At 68.2% G+C, this 16,742-nt stretch carries 15 protein-coding genes; 13 read left to right on the top strand and 2 right to left on the bottom strand.

The window, feature by feature from the left end:
* Window positions 1-102: 102 nt before the first annotated feature.
* Genes R3A49_04750 through R3A49_04735 form a run of 4 tightly spaced genes read left to right on the top strand, consistent with a single transcriptional unit; the run spans window position 103 to window position 4,760 of the window.
* Window positions 103-897 carry an SDR family oxidoreductase gene (locus tag R3A49_04750; protein ID MEZ5170040.1) on the top strand — a complete coding sequence of 265 codons (795 nt, stop codon included), beginning with the start codon at window positions 103-105 and terminating at the stop codon, window positions 895-897.
* Window positions 894-2,216 (top strand): FAD-dependent oxidoreductase, encoded by a 1,323-nt coding sequence (locus tag R3A49_04745; protein ID MEZ5170039.1) that lies wholly within the window; start codon window positions 894-896, stop codon window positions 2,214-2,216. The genes R3A49_04750 and R3A49_04745 overlap by 4 nt, the downstream gene beginning before the upstream one ends.
* 29 nt (window positions 2,217-2,245) lie before the next feature.
* Window positions 2,246-3,577, top strand: coding sequence for an NAD(P)/FAD-dependent oxidoreductase (locus tag R3A49_04740; protein MEZ5170038.1), 1,332 nt, complete (start codon window positions 2,246-2,248; stop codon window positions 3,575-3,577).
* 34 nt (window positions 3,578-3,611) lie between these two features.
* Window positions 3,612-4,760 carry a hypothetical protein gene (locus R3A49_04735; GenBank protein ID MEZ5170037.1) on the top strand — a complete coding sequence of 383 codons (1,149 nt, stop codon included), beginning with the start codon at window positions 3,612-3,614 and terminating at the stop codon, window positions 4,758-4,760.
* Window positions 4,761-4,772: 12 nt separating this feature from the next.
* Here the strand turns inward: R3A49_04735 and R3A49_04730 are convergent, their stop codons facing one another.
* Window positions 4,773-5,954: a cytochrome P450 gene (locus R3A49_04730; GenBank protein MEZ5170036.1), complete on the bottom strand. Its 1,182-nt coding sequence runs from the start codon at window positions 5,952-5,954 to the stop codon at window positions 4,773-4,775.
* 92 nt (window positions 5,955-6,046) lie between these two features.
* Between R3A49_04730 and R3A49_04725 the strand changes: the two genes are divergently transcribed.
* From R3A49_04725 to R3A49_04705, 5 genes are read left to right on the top strand one after another with little or no spacing between them, the layout of a single operon-like run.
* Complete coding sequence (locus tag R3A49_04725) at window positions 6,047-7,270, top strand: MaoC family dehydratase N-terminal domain-containing protein (GenBank protein ID MEZ5170035.1); 1,224 nt, start codon at window positions 6,047-6,049, stop codon at window positions 7,268-7,270.
* Window positions 7,271-7,285: 15 nt separating this feature from the next.
* Window positions 7,286-8,341 (top strand): LLM class F420-dependent oxidoreductase, encoded by a 1,056-nt coding sequence (locus R3A49_04720; protein MEZ5170034.1) that lies wholly within the window; start codon window positions 7,286-7,288, stop codon window positions 8,339-8,341.
* A gap of 13 nt (window positions 8,342-8,354) precedes the next feature.
* Entirely contained in the window at window positions 8,355-9,227 is an 873-nt protein-coding gene (locus R3A49_04715) for a hypothetical protein (GenBank protein ID MEZ5170033.1), read from the top strand.
* 8 nt (window positions 9,228-9,235) lie between these two features.
* The gene (locus R3A49_04710) at window positions 9,236-10,387 is read left to right on the top strand and encodes a cytochrome P450 (protein MEZ5170032.1); all 1,152 of its coding nucleotides are present in this window, start codon (window positions 9,236-9,238) and stop codon (window positions 10,385-10,387) included.
* A gap of 20 nt (window positions 10,388-10,407) precedes the next feature.
* Window positions 10,408-11,949, top strand: a complete 1,542-nt coding sequence (locus R3A49_04705) for a sulfatase-like hydrolase/transferase (GenBank protein MEZ5170031.1) — start codon at window positions 10,408-10,410, stop codon at window positions 11,947-11,949.
* A 12-nt stretch (window positions 11,950-11,961) separates the two neighbouring features.
* On the opposite strand, the gene R3A49_04700 is transcribed toward R3A49_04705, so the two are convergent.
* Complete coding sequence (locus tag R3A49_04700) at window positions 11,962-12,378, bottom strand: hypothetical protein (protein ID MEZ5170030.1); 417 nt, start codon at window positions 12,376-12,378, stop codon at window positions 11,962-11,964.
* A gap of 96 nt (window positions 12,379-12,474) precedes the next feature.
* Here R3A49_04700 and R3A49_04695 point away from each other — a divergent pair, with 96 nt between their 5' ends.
* Genes R3A49_04695 through R3A49_04680 form a run of 4 tightly spaced genes read left to right on the top strand, consistent with a single transcriptional unit; the run spans window position 12,475 to window position 16,670 of the window.
* Window positions 12,475-13,314, top strand: a complete 840-nt coding sequence (locus R3A49_04695; protein MEZ5170029.1) for an amidohydrolase family protein — start codon at window positions 12,475-12,477, stop codon at window positions 13,312-13,314.
* Entirely contained in the window at window positions 13,311-14,474 is a 1,164-nt protein-coding gene (locus R3A49_04690) for an acyl-CoA dehydrogenase family protein (GenBank protein MEZ5170028.1), read from the top strand. The genes R3A49_04695 and R3A49_04690 overlap by 4 nt, the downstream gene beginning before the upstream one ends.
* A 1-nt stretch (window position 14,475) precedes the next feature.
* Window positions 14,476-15,477: an acyl-CoA dehydrogenase family protein gene (locus R3A49_04685; GenBank protein MEZ5170027.1), complete on the top strand. Its 1,002-nt coding sequence runs from the start codon at window positions 14,476-14,478 to the stop codon at window positions 15,475-15,477.
* Window positions 15,474-16,670 (top strand): CaiB/BaiF CoA-transferase family protein, encoded by a 1,197-nt coding sequence (locus R3A49_04680; GenBank protein MEZ5170026.1) that lies wholly within the window; start codon window positions 15,474-15,476, stop codon window positions 16,668-16,670. Before R3A49_04685 ends, R3A49_04680 begins: the two co-directional genes overlap by 4 nt.
* The last annotated feature ends 72 nt before the right edge of the window (window positions 16,671-16,742 follow it).

The following is a 16,742-nucleotide window of genomic DNA, read 5'->3' as shown; positions in this document are numbered from 1 at the left end:
CCCGGGTGGCGTGATCACGCGCGGCCCGGTCGCCGGGCGTAGGGAGTGATGATATAACTTCGCTACCTGATTCGCATCCGACCGATGGAGACGCAGCCGACCGTGGATCTGGGACTCGATGGCAGGTTGGCTCTCGTGACCGGTGCCGGCGTCGGGATCGGCAGGGCGGCGGCGCTCGTGATGGCCGGCGAGGGGGCGAACCTCGCTCTGGTTTCGCGCAGCACCGGCAACCTCGACGAGACGGCGGACCGCGCCCGGGCGCTGGGTGTGGATGCCGAGACCTGGACCGCCGACCTCGCAGCAGAGGGTGAGGGTGAGCGCGTCGTCGAGGCCGCCCACGAGCGCTTCGGGCGTCTCGACGCCCTCGTCAACACGGTGGGCCCGACGGAGCGCTCCGAGGGCATCCTCGACCAGGACGATGAGCTGTGGGCGCGCACCTACGACGCGCTGCTCATGTCGGCGGTGCGTACCTGTCGGGCGGCGGTGCCGATCATGAAGGAGGCCGGGGTTGGGGCGATCGTGAACACGTCGGCGATGTCGATCCGCCACTGGATTCCGCTCCTCGCTCACTACTCGTCGGCAAAGGCCGCCCTGGCACACTTCACGAAGAACCTGGCCCGGGAGTTCGCCCACGACGGCATCCGTGCCAATGCGGTGATGCCCGGCATGACGGCGTCGGAGCCGATCCGGGAGAGGATGGCCAAGGCGCTGGAGGAGAAGGGGATGACCGAGGCCGAGTACGTGGAGGACGCCAACCGGCGCTACGGCCACGTCACCTGGGCGGACCGGTTCGGTGAACCGGAGGAGGTCGGGAACGTCATCGCATTCCTGTGTTCCGACAAGGCGTCCTATGTGAACGGCGCCTGGTGGAACGTCGACGGCGGAACATCGTTTTGAGCGCACCGCGCGTTCTCGTCGTCGGTGCCGGAATCGCGGGACTCGGCGCGGCGTACGAGCTCCAGAAGCGCGGCTACGACGTGTCGGTCCTCGAACGCTCGAACCACGTGGGTGGTCGCATGAGCTCGACGGAGTGGAAGGGCACCTGGATCGATCTCGGAGCGGAGTTCGTCGCGACGCCCGGCATCCCCGACGACCTCCTGGCAGAGCTCGGGATCCTGGCGCAGCGGCGTCCCTATCCGGGAGGCAAGGTGGCGCCACGGATACTGCGCGACGGTGTTTCCCACGAGTTCGACTACTCGTCGCCGACCGGCGTTCTCCGCTACCGGGGGATGAGCGTGGCGTCGCGTGCGCGGCTCGCGAAGATGCTGCCGGCGTTCGCCAAGCAGGCACGGATCACGGGCCGCAACCACTTCGAGATCTGGCGGGGCGCGTGGGCCGACGACGAGTCGGTCCAGACGTGGTTGGGCCGGACCAACCCCGAGTTCCTCGAGTACGCCATCGAGCCGTTCTTCGAGCTCTACTGCGGGTGGGAGCCCCACAACCTCTCCAAGGGCGCGTTCCTCCCGATGATGCTGATCCCACGCCTTCCCGAGATCCACACGTGGCCCGAGGGTCTCGGGACCGTCACGCGGGCGCTGGCATCGAGGCTCGACGTCACCACCGGTACCGACGTGACGAGAGTCGACCTGTCCGCCGATCCCGTCACCGTGACCCATACCGTCGGTTCGGACGAGAAGACCGAGGAGGCCGACCTCGTCCTCATGGCGACGCCCGGCAGCCGGGTCGGAGAGATCGTCGACGGTCTCGGCGAGCAGCGGCGCCTCTTCTTCGACCGTGTCGAGTACGTACCTCACGAGTTGGCGTTCTTCACGGTGTCCCGCCCGCCAGAGGGCGTACCGACCCCGGGGGTGTTCATCCCCCGCAAGGAGGATCCGGAGGTGGCCGCCGTCGGCTACGACCGCTCCACGACGAGTGACGATGTCTCGTTCCTGCGCATCAGCATGAAGACCCACGTGATCCGTCGGAACCTCGACACCCCCACGGACCTGTGGGTCGAGAGAATGATCGAGTCGGCGTCGCGGCTCTATCCCGACATCGCCGACACCGTGACCGACAGCAAGGTCATCCGCTGGCGCGATGCGCTGCCCGCCTTCCCGCCGGGCTCGATCCGGCGCTTGGCCGACTTCGTGGGCCTGCCGCCGCAGCGCGGCGTGGCGTTCTGCGGCGACTACCTGGTGACGGGCGCCACGAGCGCCGCCTACCAGTCGGGGTTGCGGGCGGCCGAGGAGATCGACGTGCGACTCGGCTCGGCCTAGCAGCAGTCTCCACGCAGAGGGGCGAACCGATGGCGAGTGTGATCGTGGTGGGCGCAGGAATCTCGGGGCTGGGGGCCGCCTGGGAGCTCCAGAAGGCCGGCGTCGACGTGTCGGTCCTCGAGGCGGGCGACGTCGTGGGTGGCCGCATGCAGTCCACACGGTTCCACGGCGCGTGGATCGACCGGGGCGCCGAGTTCATCACGAGCGTCGACGACAACTTCGACGTCCTTGCCCGCGAGCTCGGGATGGGCGATGACAAGGTGCCGTACCCCACGCCGTCGGGAAAGGTCGAGTTCCACATATGGCGCAACGGTCGCGCGCATCACCTCTCGTACACGGAGCCGGCCAGCTTCCTCACGTTCGGTGGAATGGGCATCCTCGGAAAACTTCGGCTTCCGAAGCTGGTCCCGACGCTGGCGAAGCAGATGAGGCGCAACGGCGACGAACCGTTCGAACCGTGGCGTGCAGCGTGGTGTGACGACGAGTCGGTCGAGACGTGGTTGAGTCGGCTCGATCCCGAGCTGCTGGAGTACGTCGTCGAGCCGTGTTTCGAGCTGTTCTGCGGCTACGAGCCGCACGACTTCGGAAAGGGCGCCTTCGTCTATCTCACGACGATGTTCCAGGAGACGGAGATCTTCACCTTCACCGAGGGCCTCGGACAACTCACCCGTACGTTGGCCTCGAAGCTCGACGTCACGACAGGGGCGCGAGTCGGGAGGATCGACCCCTGCGGCGGTACGGACGGCCGCGTGGTGGTCGACGTCGAGGTCGACGGGCAGTCGGAGCGTCGCGAGGCCGACCACGTCGTCGTGGCGACGCAGGGCACGAAGGTCCTCGGAATGCTCGAGGGCCTCGACGACACGCGCCGCCACTTCTTCGAAAGGGTGCGCTACACCCCACACGAGCTCTGCTTCTTCAAGCTCTCGTCACCACCACCCGGCGATGTGCCGACGGACGTGTTCTTCCCACGCAGGGAGGACCCGGAGCTCCTGGCACTCGGCTACGACCGGGCAGGCACAACACCCGACGTCAGCTTCTTCCGTGTGAGCATGCGCACCGCAGCGATACGCCGGAATCTCGAGACCAGTGACGACGACTGGGCAGACGAGATGCTGCGACAGGTCGGTCTGCGATACCCGCAGATCCCACCGCTCGTCACCGACCGGAAGCTGACCCGGTGGGAGGACGCACTGCCGATCTTCTGGCCCGGGTACTGCCGTGCGCTCGACACGTTCGTCCACCACACGCCGATGGACAACGTGTCATTCGCGGGCGACTACCTGGCTGCGTCGTCGACGGGCGCTTCGTACCGAACGGGCCAGCGCGCCGCGGCTGACACACTGAGTCGAATCCGATGTTGACGCAACTGAAGGACGAACGACCGGGGAGAGGCGAATGACCGACGACGTCGGTAAGCGGATGGAGGAACTCTCGGCCGAAGCCGTCGTGGACGGCCTGCCCGAAGACGGGATGATGGACATCGAGGCGGCACCGGTCGGACCGCAGATCGCGCTCGACATCCTCGCCCGCCGGCTTCCCAAGGCGTCGCTCCACCTCCATTTCTCGGGCTCCATCCGTCCGTCCACGTTGCGGCTGATGGCGCATGAGCGCGGCGTCGACTTCGGCCATGGAGCCGCCGGGCCCGATGCGCTCTACGACTACCGGGGCTTCGTCAAGTTCATCCAGGACATGCGGCGCTCGGCATCCCTCATGCGGGATACCGAGTCGACCCGGCGTCTGGCTCTCGACGTTCTGGGAGCAGAGGTCGACGGTGGGGCCCGCCACGTGGAGATGATGGTGACGCTCGGCTACTACCTCGACCACGGTGCTGAGGCCCACGAGTTCCTCGGGGCGATCGACTCGGCCTTCGAGACAGCAGCGGAGGCCTGGGATCTCACGGGTGGGGTCATCGTGGAGTTCGACCGCGGATCCGGGGGCGACAGGGCCCGCGAGATCGCCGAGATCGCCGGCGAGGCGAGGAGCCGCGGCATGCGGGTGGTCGGCGTCGGCAACGACGGCGATCCCCTCGCTGTTCCCTTCGCCGCGCTTGCTCCCGGATACGACGTCGCCCGCGACGCGGGTCTGAAGCTGTGCGGCCACGTCGACCTGCCCGACGACGTGGCTCCGGCGCTCGACATGGGCCTCGACCGCCTCGACCACGGCTACGCCGTGCTGTACGACCCGGCACTGCTCGAGCGGGTCGTTGCTTCGCAGGTGCCCTTCACGATCTGTCCGACGAGCAACATCCTCCAGATGCCCGGCTTGACGCCCGACTTCGACAGCCACGCTCTGGGTGGTCTTGTGGAGGCGGGCGTCAATGTCACGATCCACGGCGACGACCCCCCGATGTTCTTCACCGACCTCGCACAGGAGTACCGAGCCGCGACCCGCACGGTGGGTTGGGGGCCCGAGGAGCTGGCGGCGACAGCGCGGCGTTCACTCGACGCCGCGTGGCTCGATGACGACGATCGCCGAGAACGCTGGAACGCCGAGATGGACGCTCTCCTCGCCGACCCTCGCTGGCGCCTGGGCAGCGACGACTGACGTCGTCGTCCGTCAGTTCTCGGGCGTGAACACCACGGGGAGATCGGCGCAGCCGCGCATCATCATCGGCCCTCGGGGCGCGAACTCGTAGCTATCGGCGATCCGCAGGTCGCTGAAGCGGTCCAGCGTCATCTCGAGGGCGATCCGGGCTTCGAGGCGGGCCAACGGAGCGCCGACACAGAAGTGGACCCCGTGACCGAACGTGAAGTGGAGCAGCTCCTCGTCAGGGCGGTCGACGTCGAACGTTTCCGGGTGGCTGATCTCCGAGCGGTCGTGGTTGGCATGGCCCACGCAGGCGGCCACCACGCCGCCCTCGGGGATCGCGACGCCGTCGAACTCCGTGTCGATGGCGGCGACGCGAGGGACCCAGTTGAGCGGCGGATCGATACGCAGCGATTCCTCGACGACCCGGGGAAGAAGGTCTCTGTCGCCCCGAATTCTCTCTGCCAGGCCGGGCTCGCGCAGCACCTGGTGGAACATCGTGGCCATGAGGTTCGCTGTGGTCTCGGTTCCCGCGATGATGAGGATCCGCACCATGGCGACGAGCTCCGGGTCGCTGAGCGAGTCCTGGTCGACCTCGGTGTGGACGAGACTACTGATCAGTCCTGGACCCTGTCGTGCCCGGTACTCCGAGATGCGGGACAGGATGTACTCGCGGAATTCGGCATCGGTGGTGGCACCGCCTTCCTTGTCGTTGTTGGCGATGGCGTCGTCGGCCCATTCGAGGTACTGCTCACGGTCCTCGGGAGGGATTCCGAGGATCTCGGAGAAGACGATGGCGGGCATCGGGGCAGTGAGCTCGGCGACCAGGTCAGCAGAACCGCGCCCCGCGAAGCCGTCCAGCAGCTCGCCCGTGATCTCCCTGATCCGGGGCTCGCTGTCGACGACCGACTTCTCGGTGAACGCCTGGCTGATCAGTCGGCGGATCCGGACGTGCTCGGCGCCGTCCAGATGGACGATGTGCTGGACCTCGTCCTCGGGCACCGGGCGTATGGGCCGGGAGCTGAAGGTCGTGTCGTCGCGAAAGACGCGACGGACCCGGTCGCGTGTCGTCACGAGGACCAGCCCCGAGGGCATGTGCGCCACCGGGCATTCCTCGGCGATCTCGGCCAAGGCCGGCCACGGGTCCGCGGGTGGCGCCAGTGGGTCGTAGTCCGCGTCGGGAGGGGGGGTCGGGCCCGCCGTATCGGTCATGTCCGTCGCGTCCGTTCTCCGGCTCTCGTGGTCTGGAGAGAAAGTAGCTAAATTGTCTAACGGATGGTACCCGGGCGGAGGCAGAGGCGTCGATGACGGATCGGGCTGAGACCGACGAGCAACGAGAGAAGCGTGTCGGGGCGCGTATCGACGACGAGCAGCTCGACAAGCTCCGCGCCAAGGTCGGCTACGCACTGGGCTACACGTACCAGTGGAACGAGGTGGCCACACAGGACGCCATCCGCCATTTCGCCCACGGCTGCGGCGACGACAACCCGATGTGGTGCGACCCCGGGTACGGCGCCACGACGCGGTGGGGCACGACCCTGGCGCCGCCGCTCTTCTACATGACGATGGGGGAGGATCAGTCACCTCCTCTTCCCCCGGAAGTGAAGGAGGCGAGCCGTGGGGCGCTGTCGGGCGTGCACCTGTTCCACGCGGGGACCGAGATCGAGTGGGGCGACCACATCCGTCCCGACGACACCCTCGACTTCCACGCCGTCCTTGCCGACGTGGAGGTCAAGGAGTCGGAGTTCGCCGGCCAGACCGTGATCACCCACCACGAGCTCGACTGGACCAATCAGCACGGGCGCCCCGTCGTGTTCCAGCACGAGTGGTTCGTGCGCGCCGAGCGCCGCAAGGCGGCCCAGACGGGGAAGTTCGACGACTACGAGGAGGCGCACTACACCGACGACGACCTCACCGAGATCGACGCCCAGTACGCGAGGGAGGAACCGCGGGGCGACAAGCCGCGGTGGTGGGAGGACGTGAAACCGGGGGACGAGATCGACCAACGGGTCAAGGGCCCTCTCACGACCACCGACATCATCGCCATGCACTCCGGGTGGGGCTGGGGCGGCTACAACTTCGGACCGCTGCGCCTCGGCTACAAGCACCGCCAGAAGATGCCCAACTTCTGGACGAAGAACCGGCACGGCGCCTGGGACGTCGTGCAACGCCTGCACTGGGAGGACGACTGGGCAGCCGAGGTGGGTGCGCCGTTCCGCTATGACTACGGCTTCATGCGCACCGCGTGGATGATCCAGGCCGTCACCGACTGGATGGGTGACGACGCCTTTCTCTGGCGCTTCTGGAACCGCCTCGACCGCTTCAACTTCATCGGTGACACGACCTGGGTGCGCGGACGAGTGAAGGACGTGCGGGAGGAGAGCGGCCACCGCGTGGCCGACGTGGCGCTGAGCTGTGTCGACCAGCGCGACGAGACGACAGCGCACGGCGACGCCACGGTCATCCTCCCGTCACGTGATGCGGGGCCCGTCGAGATCCCGAACCTGACGCGCGATCGTCGGCACTGAACCGTGGGTCACGAGCTGAAACTCGGTCTGCACCTCACGTACTGGGGGTCCGGCCCACCCGACGACACGTTCACGCTCGTGCGCAGGGCCTGCGACCTCGGGTACGAGTCGGTCTGGCTGGGAGAGGTGTACGGCTCCGACGCCTTGACGCCCCTGGCCGCGCTCACCACGGTCGTGCCGGGGATGCGCCTGGGGACCGGGATCGCGCAGATGGCGGCCCGCCCGCCGACGTCAGCGGCGATGGCTGCGATGACCATGGACCACCTGAGCGACGGTCGGTTCGTGCTCGGACTGGGCGTGTCGGGACCGCAGGTCGTCGAAGGATGGTACGGACGGCCGTTCGAACCACCCCTCGGGCGCACCCGGGAATACGTCGAGATCGTCCGGCGGATCGTCGCGCGTGAGGAGCCCGTGTGCTTCGACGGGAAGCACTACCCGTTGCCGTACCCCGGCGGCACGGGCCTCGCGAAGGCCTTGAAGTCGACGATCCACCCGCGGCGCACCGACCTGCCGATCCTTCTCGGCGCCGAGGGCCCGAAGAACGTGGCGCTTGCCGGTGAGATCGCCGACGGCTGGTTCGCCATGTTCCTCTCGACCCGCCTCGACGGGTGGTACCGCGAGCGCCTCGCCGAGGGCTTCGCCCGACCCGGCGCCCGCCGGACCCAGGACGACTTCGAGGTGGTCTTGGGCATCCCCACGGCCATCGGCGACGATGTGGAGGCGCAGGTCGACTCGTTGCGCCCACTCCTCGCGCTGTACATCGGCGGGATGGGGGCTCGCGAGCGGAACTTCCACTTCGAGCTTGCATGCCGCATGGGCTACGAAGCCGAGGCCGAAAAGATCCGCGAGCACTATCTGGCCGGAGAGCACGATGAGGCATTCGCCGTGGTGCCCGCTGAGATGGTCGAGGACGTGGCACTGGTCGGCCCGGCCGAGAAGATCCGCGACGACCTCGAGCGCTGGCGCGAGACGTGCGTCACGACCTTGCTGATCCCGACGGGCCCCGACAAGCTCGCGATCCATGCCGACGAGAACGACCTCGCCACCATGGCCGAGCTCGTTCTCGGGTGAGCCGAGGAGCGCCGTGGCCTACGACGTGACATTCGACAGCGACATCAAGGGAGGCCTGTCGCGTGGCGACTACGACATCGTGGAGATCACCGCTGCGCGCGAGTCGTGGCACGTGGAGCCGACTCCGACAGCGCCGTCCCGGATCCACCACGACGGGTCACGCCTCGTCCTGCCTCTCGGTCCGGAGCACACGTCCGACGACCGGTACAGCACGACCGAGGTGGCGTCGAGTCCCCGCTTCGACCAGGCGAATCTCGACCGGATGCTCGCCGAGGGCTCCGATCGCGTCGTGGTTCCGGGGCGCGAGGCGGCGTTCCGGGGCTTCCTTGCCTCACCCCACTTCGTCGACGGCCGTGCCGCCGACGAGACCGTCACCGCCGGCGCGACGTTCCAGTCCTGGCGCGGGCTCGAGAGCCGCGAGAATCGACCTGCTTTCATGGGCGTGTCGATCGTCTACCTGGGCGGCAGCGGTTTCGTGCCGGCTCTGTTCAACCGCTCGTGGAAACAGCGGCGCTTCGTGGCGTCGGTCATCGACTTCAACACCGGCCTGAACTTCAACGCAGTTCTCCCCGACGTGGACTTCTCGGAGCCGCACGACCTTCGCTTCCGGTGGTTCCCGAACCGCGACGTCGAGTTCCTCGTCGACGACCGCCGTGTCGCGTACTACGAGGACGGTCCTCTTCAGGTGACGCCACTTACGTTCTACAAGCGCTTCCGCCGCGGCGTCGACTTCATCGGCCACCGGCGCCTCACAGCCGACCCGTGTCACATCGACGCGTGGGTCAACTGTTCGGCCACCGGCAACTCACCCGACGTCTTCACCGGGAAGCAGTTCACCGAGGACCTCTCGGTCGCGCTCGCCGGTTTCGGGATCCATCCGCTCTAGGAGGCGCCATGCTGTACGACCCGTACGACCACACTGTCCAGGACAACCCGTTTCCGATCTACGAGGTCATGCGGAACGAGTACCCCTGTTACCGGGACCCCGAGGGACGGTTCTTCGCCATCTCACGTGATGCCGACGTGCGTGAGGCGCTGCGGGACCACGCGACCTTTTCGAACGCGGGCGGCATCATCCTCGGTGGGAACGTCGACGACGCTCCACCCACGATGGTGACGTCCGACCCGCCGGAGCACACGCGCCTGCGGAGCCTCGTGAGCCGCGCGTTCACGCCGCGGCGTGTCGCCGCCCTGGAAGATCGCCTGCGCGACAGCGTCGTCGAGTTCATCGGCGACTTCGCGGGGGAGTCCCGAGTCGATCTCGTGCCGGCGTTCGCCGATGTCGTGCCGGTCCGTGCGATCTCCGACATCGTCGGAGTCCCCGCCGAGGAACGTGAGCAGTTCCGCGCCTGGGCCGACGACATGCTCGGCAAGCCCGGGACCCAGGAAGCGGTCGATGCCCTGATGGCCTGCTATTCGTACTTCGGCGAGGCGCTCGAGGAGCGTCGCGCAGATCCACGTGACGACATGCTCACGGCCATGGTCGAGGCCGAGATCGACGGCGAGACGCTGGCGACGGAGGAGCAGATCGGCATGATCCTGCTGCTGTTCTTCGCCGGTATCGAAACAACCGTCTTCCACATGAGCAACATCGCCTACTACCTCGGCACCCGCCCTGATCTCCAGCAACAGCTCCGCGACGATCCCGCGTTGATTCCCGACGCCATGGAAGAGCTTCTCCGATTCGACGCGCCGGTGCAGGGTGATATCCGGACACTGCGCCGCGAGGTAGAGCTCCACGGAGAGACGATGAGGGAGGGCGATGTCGTGCTCGTCCTCCTCGGGTCTGCCAACCGCGATCCCGATGCCGTCTCGGCGCCCGATGAGTTCGACATCACCCGCAGCCCGAATCCCCATCTCACGTTTGCCGCGGGGCCGCACTTCTGCCTCGGAGCACCGCTCGTGCGCCTGGAGCACAGGGTGGCGGTGGAGGAGCTCCTCGCCCGGGTCCCCCCGTTCACCGTCGACCCGCGGAGCGCCCGCCGGCGCCATATGCACGGCCCCGTGATGCGCGGTTTCGAGTCGGTTCCCGTCGAGTTCTCCTGATCCGCCCGACCGGAACCAACGTGCGGCGCAACATCCTGCTCATCACCACTGATCAGCAGCGCTTCGACTCCCTCGGTGTGAACGGGGGCGCGGTCGCACGCACCCCCGTTGCCGACGGTCTCGCCGAGCGCGGACTGAACTACACACGAGCCCACTGCCAGAACACGGTGTGCTCGCCGGCGCGCTCCACGATCCTGACGGGGCAGTACCCGCGAACGCACGGCGTCATCCAGAACGGCATCGCCCTACCTCCCGACGCCCCCACCGTCGCCGGGTATCTCCGAGCCCGGGCGGACTACCGCACGGCACTGATCGGTAAGGCGCACTTCGAGCCCAACATCGACAAGGCGCTGCTGGCACCCGATTTCGACGGGAGCTACGCGTGGCCGGAGAACCGGATGGCCGGCGAGGGCTCCACCGGTCCGTACCGGGGATTTGACCACTTCGAAACCGCATGCCACGGCTACTGGAAGGGCCAGTTCCACTACGACCACTGGCTCGACCAGAACCATCCCGGAGCAAGCGAGGGCTTCTACGCCTTTGACATCGACGACCGCAACGCCACCTTCGGTGACACGGGCGCGCCCGACACCCGGTACAACCCGATGCCCGTGGAGGCCTACCACACCGATTGGGTGGCGCAACGGACGATCGATGTGCTCCAGGGCTTCGCCGTCGACGACAACTGGTTCGTGTGGATGAGCTTCCCCGACCCGCACAGCCCGTGGGACCCACCCGAGTCCGCGGCCCGGGAGATCCCGTGGCAGGAACTCGAGCTACCGGTGGGACATCCGGGTTCCATCGAGGCCACCGAGGCGATTCTGGCGAACCGCCCCCGCCAGTGGATGGAGGCCTTTGATGCCGCTGTCGGCAACCAGTTCGGGCCGCCCTACGAGCCCCGACAGCTCAGCCACGACATGGTGCGCGAGATCAATGCGCTCGTCCACGCCGAGAACGAACTGATCGACCGGGCCTGCGGTCGGGTCCTCGACGAGATCGACGCGCGCGGGTGGTGCGACCGCACCGACGTCTTCTTCACGACAGACCACGGGGAGATGCAGGGCGACTTCGGCCTCATCTTCAAGGGACCGTTCCACGTCGATGCGCTCATGCGGCTTCCCTTCATCTGGCAACCGGCACCGGTCGCCGCCGTGACCCCGGCCGAGGTCCCCGAACCGGTCGGTCAGGTGGACTTGGCGCCCACGTTCTGCGAGATCGCCGGCCTCCCCGTACCCGACTGGATGCAGGGAAATCCCCTCCCAGCGGTCCCCGGATCGAGCCGCGAGCGCGTGCTCACCGAGTGGGACTGGACCCTCCCGGGCTACGACTACCCGATGCGGTCGATCTTTCGCGACGGTCTGCTGTGCACGGTCTACGAACCAAGTGAGTTCTGCGACGGCACCGAGGGTGAGCTCTACGACGTGTCCGAGGATCCGCTCCAGCGGATCAACCTCTGGGACGACCCCGCGCGGGCGGCGTTGCGTAGCGACCTCGTGGCGGACCTGCGCGACAGCCTCGTGGAACCTCGGGCGGAGGAGCTCCCGGTCGAATCGATCTTCTGAGGCAGTCCGTCGTCAGCTCCCGAAGCGGACCAGCTCGAAGTCGAGGCCGCCCACGTGTGCGACCGCACCCGCCATCCCGAGCTCCTCGGTCTCGATGAGATCCGAGGTCGCGATGCCGCGTTCAGCGCACGCCGCGAGCTGTTCCTCGATGTTCCTGCTGGCGAAGCTTGCCAGTGCGATTCCCGGCTCGACGTTGTCGGCGATCGCCTCGGGGATCTGGATCACCTCGACGATCCCACCCGGGCCCTCTCCGAGCATCGTCCCGTCAGCGCCGGGGTTGTCGTCGGGCCACCCGAGAATCGCGGTGCACGACTCCGGCGGGGCATGGAGTTCCATCTGCCGCTCCAGGCCGACGACCTCTGTCAGGAACTCGATCACCTTCTCGCGGTCGTGGGTGATGCAGGCGACGTGGTGGCTGCGACGGGTCATGATGGCGTCCTCGAGTCGGCGGATGGGCCCAGGTTTGACCGGGCCCCGAATCAGGGAGATTATTGAAACGATGACACACGACGCACCCTCTCTGGCGTGACGCGCTCGTTCGGCCACCCCGTCATCGACGCCTGGGTCCAGCCCTGGACGCCGGAGATCGTGCGCGGCATGCCTGAGCGGAACTTCGCTCTTCTCGACAGATACGGGGGCAGCAGCGCCATCCGCAGTGGCCTGCCGCTCGAGGCGATCGTGGAGGGGATGGACGCCGCCGGCGTGGACCGGGCCCTCTGTTCGGCGGGACCCCTGATTCCCGTCGAGGCCGTGGACGAGGCTGTTCGCCGCTGGCCCGACCGGCTCGTCGGCATCGGGACCGCCAACCCCTACACACCCGACGGCGTGATGGCCGCGGTGGAGGAGCTGCGCCGCCAGGTGGAGGTGCTGGGCTTTCGCGGGCTCAAGATGGAGCCGTTCCTGCTCGACAGGGAGCCCACCGAGGCGCAGTGGTACCCGCTGTATGCGGCCTGCGTCGATCTGGGCGTCGCCGTGCAGTTCCAGGTCGGCAACACCGGACCACCCACCTACAGCTCCCACACCGGGCGCCCGCTCCTCATCGACCGCATCGCCGTCGATTTTCCCGAACTCCACATCGTGGCCGGCCACATCGGTTGGCCGTGGACCGAGGAGATGCTCGCCATCGCCTGGAAGCACCCCAACGTGTGGATCGACACGAGCGCCCACCTGCCCAAGCACTTCCCCGACAGCTTCGTGCACTTCCTGAAGACGTTCGGATCCGACACGTGCATCTGGGCCTCCGACTGGCCGATCCTCGACTTCGAGCGGTGTCTGACCCAGGTCGGAGCGCTCGGGCTCTCCGACGATGTGACCCGGAAGTTCCTGTGCGACAACGCGCTGGCCGCGTTCGGGCTCGACGCGTGAATTTCGGCTTCGACGACGACGAGCGCGCGTGGCGCGACGAGATCCGCTCGTTCGTCGACACGCTCGGTGCCGCAGACATACTCGCCTACCGCGAGGAGATGGCCGAGCTCGAGGTCGAGCGCCACGCGCCGTCGTTCTACGAGGAGCTCTGCGCTCGCGGCTGGATCGGGCTCGGATGGCCCGAACCCGACGGCCGTCCCGCCACCGAGACGCAACGACTGCTGCTGCACGAGGAGCTCGACACCGCCGGGCTGCCGATGTACGGAGTCGAGATCAACGAGGCGATCGGATGGATGCTCGTTCGGCACGGCTCCCCGGAACTCCGGGCGCTGCACCTCCCACAGATCGTGTCGGGATCGCGGATGTACGCCGGTGGCTACAGCGAACCCGAAGCCGGCAGCGACCTCCTGGCACTGCGGACGCGCGCTGAGCGTGACGGCGACGTGTGGCGCGTCAACGGCTCCAAGCTCTGGACGTCGGCTGCGCACATCGCCGACACGATCTTCGCCGTCGTCCGCACCGACCCCGACTCGACGCGCCACCACGGGCTCTCGATCCTGCTGATCGACACCGACCTCCCCGGCGTCACGATCGAGCCTGTCCGCGTCATGGGCGGGTGGCGGGTCAACCTCTGCACCTTCGAGGACGTCGCGACGCCGGCCGGCAACGTCGTCGGCGACGTCGGCGCCGGCTGGGACGTTCTGTCGCAGGCGCTCGACCTGGAGCGCTCGATGAGCTTCGGCGGTCGCGAGGGACGGTTGTGGCTGACGCGTTTCATCCATCGCCTCGCGGGGAGTGAGGGCACGCTGTCGGGTGTGCAGCTCGGGGAGCTGGGTCGTTTCGTCGCCGAGCTCGAGGTCGAACGCCTGCTCGGCATGAAGGTGGCCGCCATGGGCGAGCGCGGGGAGGCGGCAACGGCCGCCGCCTCCGCTGCCAAGGTCTACGGCTCCGAGCTCGCGCAACGTCTCGCGCAGTGGCTCGCCGACCTCTTGGGATCCGACGCGCTCTTCCCGCGTTCGGATGCGACACCTCCGGATCCGTTCGCCGCCGACATGGAGGAGATGCTGCGGGTGACGACCGCATACACCGTCATCGGCGGCACGAGCGAGATCCAACGCAACATGCTTGCCACTCACGGCCTCGGACTGCCGAGGGGCTGACGTGCTCGACGAGCGCTGGGACGCCGACGACGCAGACCTCGCAGCCGGGCTGCGTGCGATCCTCGACGCCGAGTGCACGTCGGAGGTCGTGCGTGCTGCCGAGCGGGCGCCCGACGGCCGTGCCCCGGAACTCGAAGCGCGTCTGCACGACTTCGGCCTCGACGACCTGCCCCTCGAGCCGGCCACCTTGACCGCTGCGGCGTGGGAACTGGGCCGGGCCCTGGCCCCCGTGGCGTTCGTCGAGACGGCGGCGACCGCCGCCGTCGCCGGTCGGCGTGGTGTCGCCGATGGGTGCGACGGACTCGTTCCGGCGATGGTCGGGTCGGCGTTGGTGTCGGACGCCGCGGGAGCGGGCCACGTCGTCGACGTCACGGCGCCTGCCCGCCGCACAACGGCCGGCGACCTCCTGTGTGAGGCGCCGGAGCCACCGCGCGGAGACGCCGAGATCCCGGCCGACGACGTCGATCGGATCCGTCGCCTCGGCGCCCTGCTCGATGCCGCCCGGATGGTGGGAGCTTCCGAGGGTCTCCTCTCCATCGGGGTGGACTACGTGGGGGAGCGGCGTCAGTTCGGACAGCCCGTCGGTTCCTTCCAGGCCGTTGCCCACCGCCTCGCCGACACCTTCGTCGCCGTCGACGGCGCGGGCCTGCTCGTCCGCAAGGCCGCGTGGGTCGCCCGAGCAGAACAGGGGGGCGACGGCGCACCCGACGCCCTCTTCGCGTCGATCGCTCGCGAGCGGGCCGTCCACGGTGCCCGGAAGGTCGCTACCGACGTCCATCAGGTGATGGGCGGCTACGGCTTCGCAGAGGAGTACGACTGCCAGCTGTACAGCCGACGTCTCCGGAGCTGGGCGATGAGGCGTGGCGATGCGGGAGCGGCGCTGGCCGAGGTCGGACGATCCGTTGTCGATCCGGGGCGTCGTGGGGCCGTGACCCATCTGTGGAACAACGACCGCGGGCTCGCGCTGCCGCGGTGGGCTGCCGAGATGGACGGCGCGCCGTGAGTGCCGCGCCTCAGAGCGGACTCATGGCGGGTGTGCGTGTCCTCGACCTGTCGAAGCTCATCCCGGGGGCCGCCACGGCGGGTGCGCTCGCGGCGATGGGGGCCGACGTCGTGAAGGTCGAGCAGCCCGAGGGCGACTACCTCCGGCGAGTTCCACCCCTGGTGAGCGGCCACGGCATCCTCGGTGCCACGCTCGACGCCGGCAAGCGAAGCGTCGCGGTCGACCGCACCGCTGCCGGATCGGTCGACGTGCTGCGACGCCTCGTCACCTCGTTCGACGTGGTCGTGGAGTCGGGCCGCCCGGGCGTGATGGAGCGGGATGGTCTCGATGGTTCGGAGCTGGCGGCTTCGGGAATCGTCGTCGCCCACGTGTCGGGCTTCGGGCGAGACGGACCTCTCTCCTCACTGCCGGCCCACGGCTTGAACCTCGATGCGGCCGCCGGCCTGGCCTTCTCGAATCCGAACGGCACGGTCGCCGACGGCTGGATGCCCATCAGTGTTCTCGCCGGGCCGGTGTTCGCCGCCGGTGGTATCGCGGCGGCGCTGTTCCGACGTGAGCGCTCCGGTACAGGAACGGAGCTCGACGTCTCGTGTTCCGATGCCGGTGTCTTCTGGCAGCAGATGCTGGGCGCTCCGTACTGGAACGACGACGTGAGCGACGCTCTTCCTCTGCATGGAGGTGACCCCAAGGCGCGTTATTCGATGTACGACACGGCCGACGGCCACCGCGTCGCGTTCTGTGCCATCGAGCCGCGTTTCTTCGAGGCCTTCTGCCGCGACATCGGGCGGGAAGATCTCCTTGCCGAGCCGCCGAAGGGCTCCGAGTTCGATTTCGGTGTCGAGGATGCGAAGTTGCGCGCGGCGTTGGAGACCGTCTTCGCGTCGCGGACACGCGACGAGTGGACCGAGGTGTTCGTGCGCGCCGACGTGGCGGCGTCACCCATCTACAGCCCCGAAGAGATCCCCGACACGGCGCAAGCGCAGGCGCGTGACGTCGTGCGGACGGTCACCGCACCCGACGGCGCATCACTGCGAGTCCCCGCCTGGCCCGTCCGGGAGGTCGGGATCGACCGCCCGGCGTGCGACCGCCTCCCGGAGGTCGGTGAGCACACCGGGGCCGTCCTCACCGAGGCGGGCTTCAGCGACGACGAGCGCGCCTCGCTGGCCGACGCCGGGATCACCGGGGAGCCGTGACGATGCGTCCATGGGGGGTCATGTCCGGACTCCGGTGACGCACCGGGGTTGACGGGAGCCGCTGAGTTTGGA

The organism is Acidimicrobiia bacterium (assembly GCA_041394025.1).
In the GTDB taxonomy this organism is placed as follows: domain Bacteria; phylum Actinomycetota; class Acidimicrobiia; order IMCC26256; family JAOSJL01; genus JAOSJL01.
This window is presented reverse-complemented; position numbering and strand designations above follow the sequence as displayed.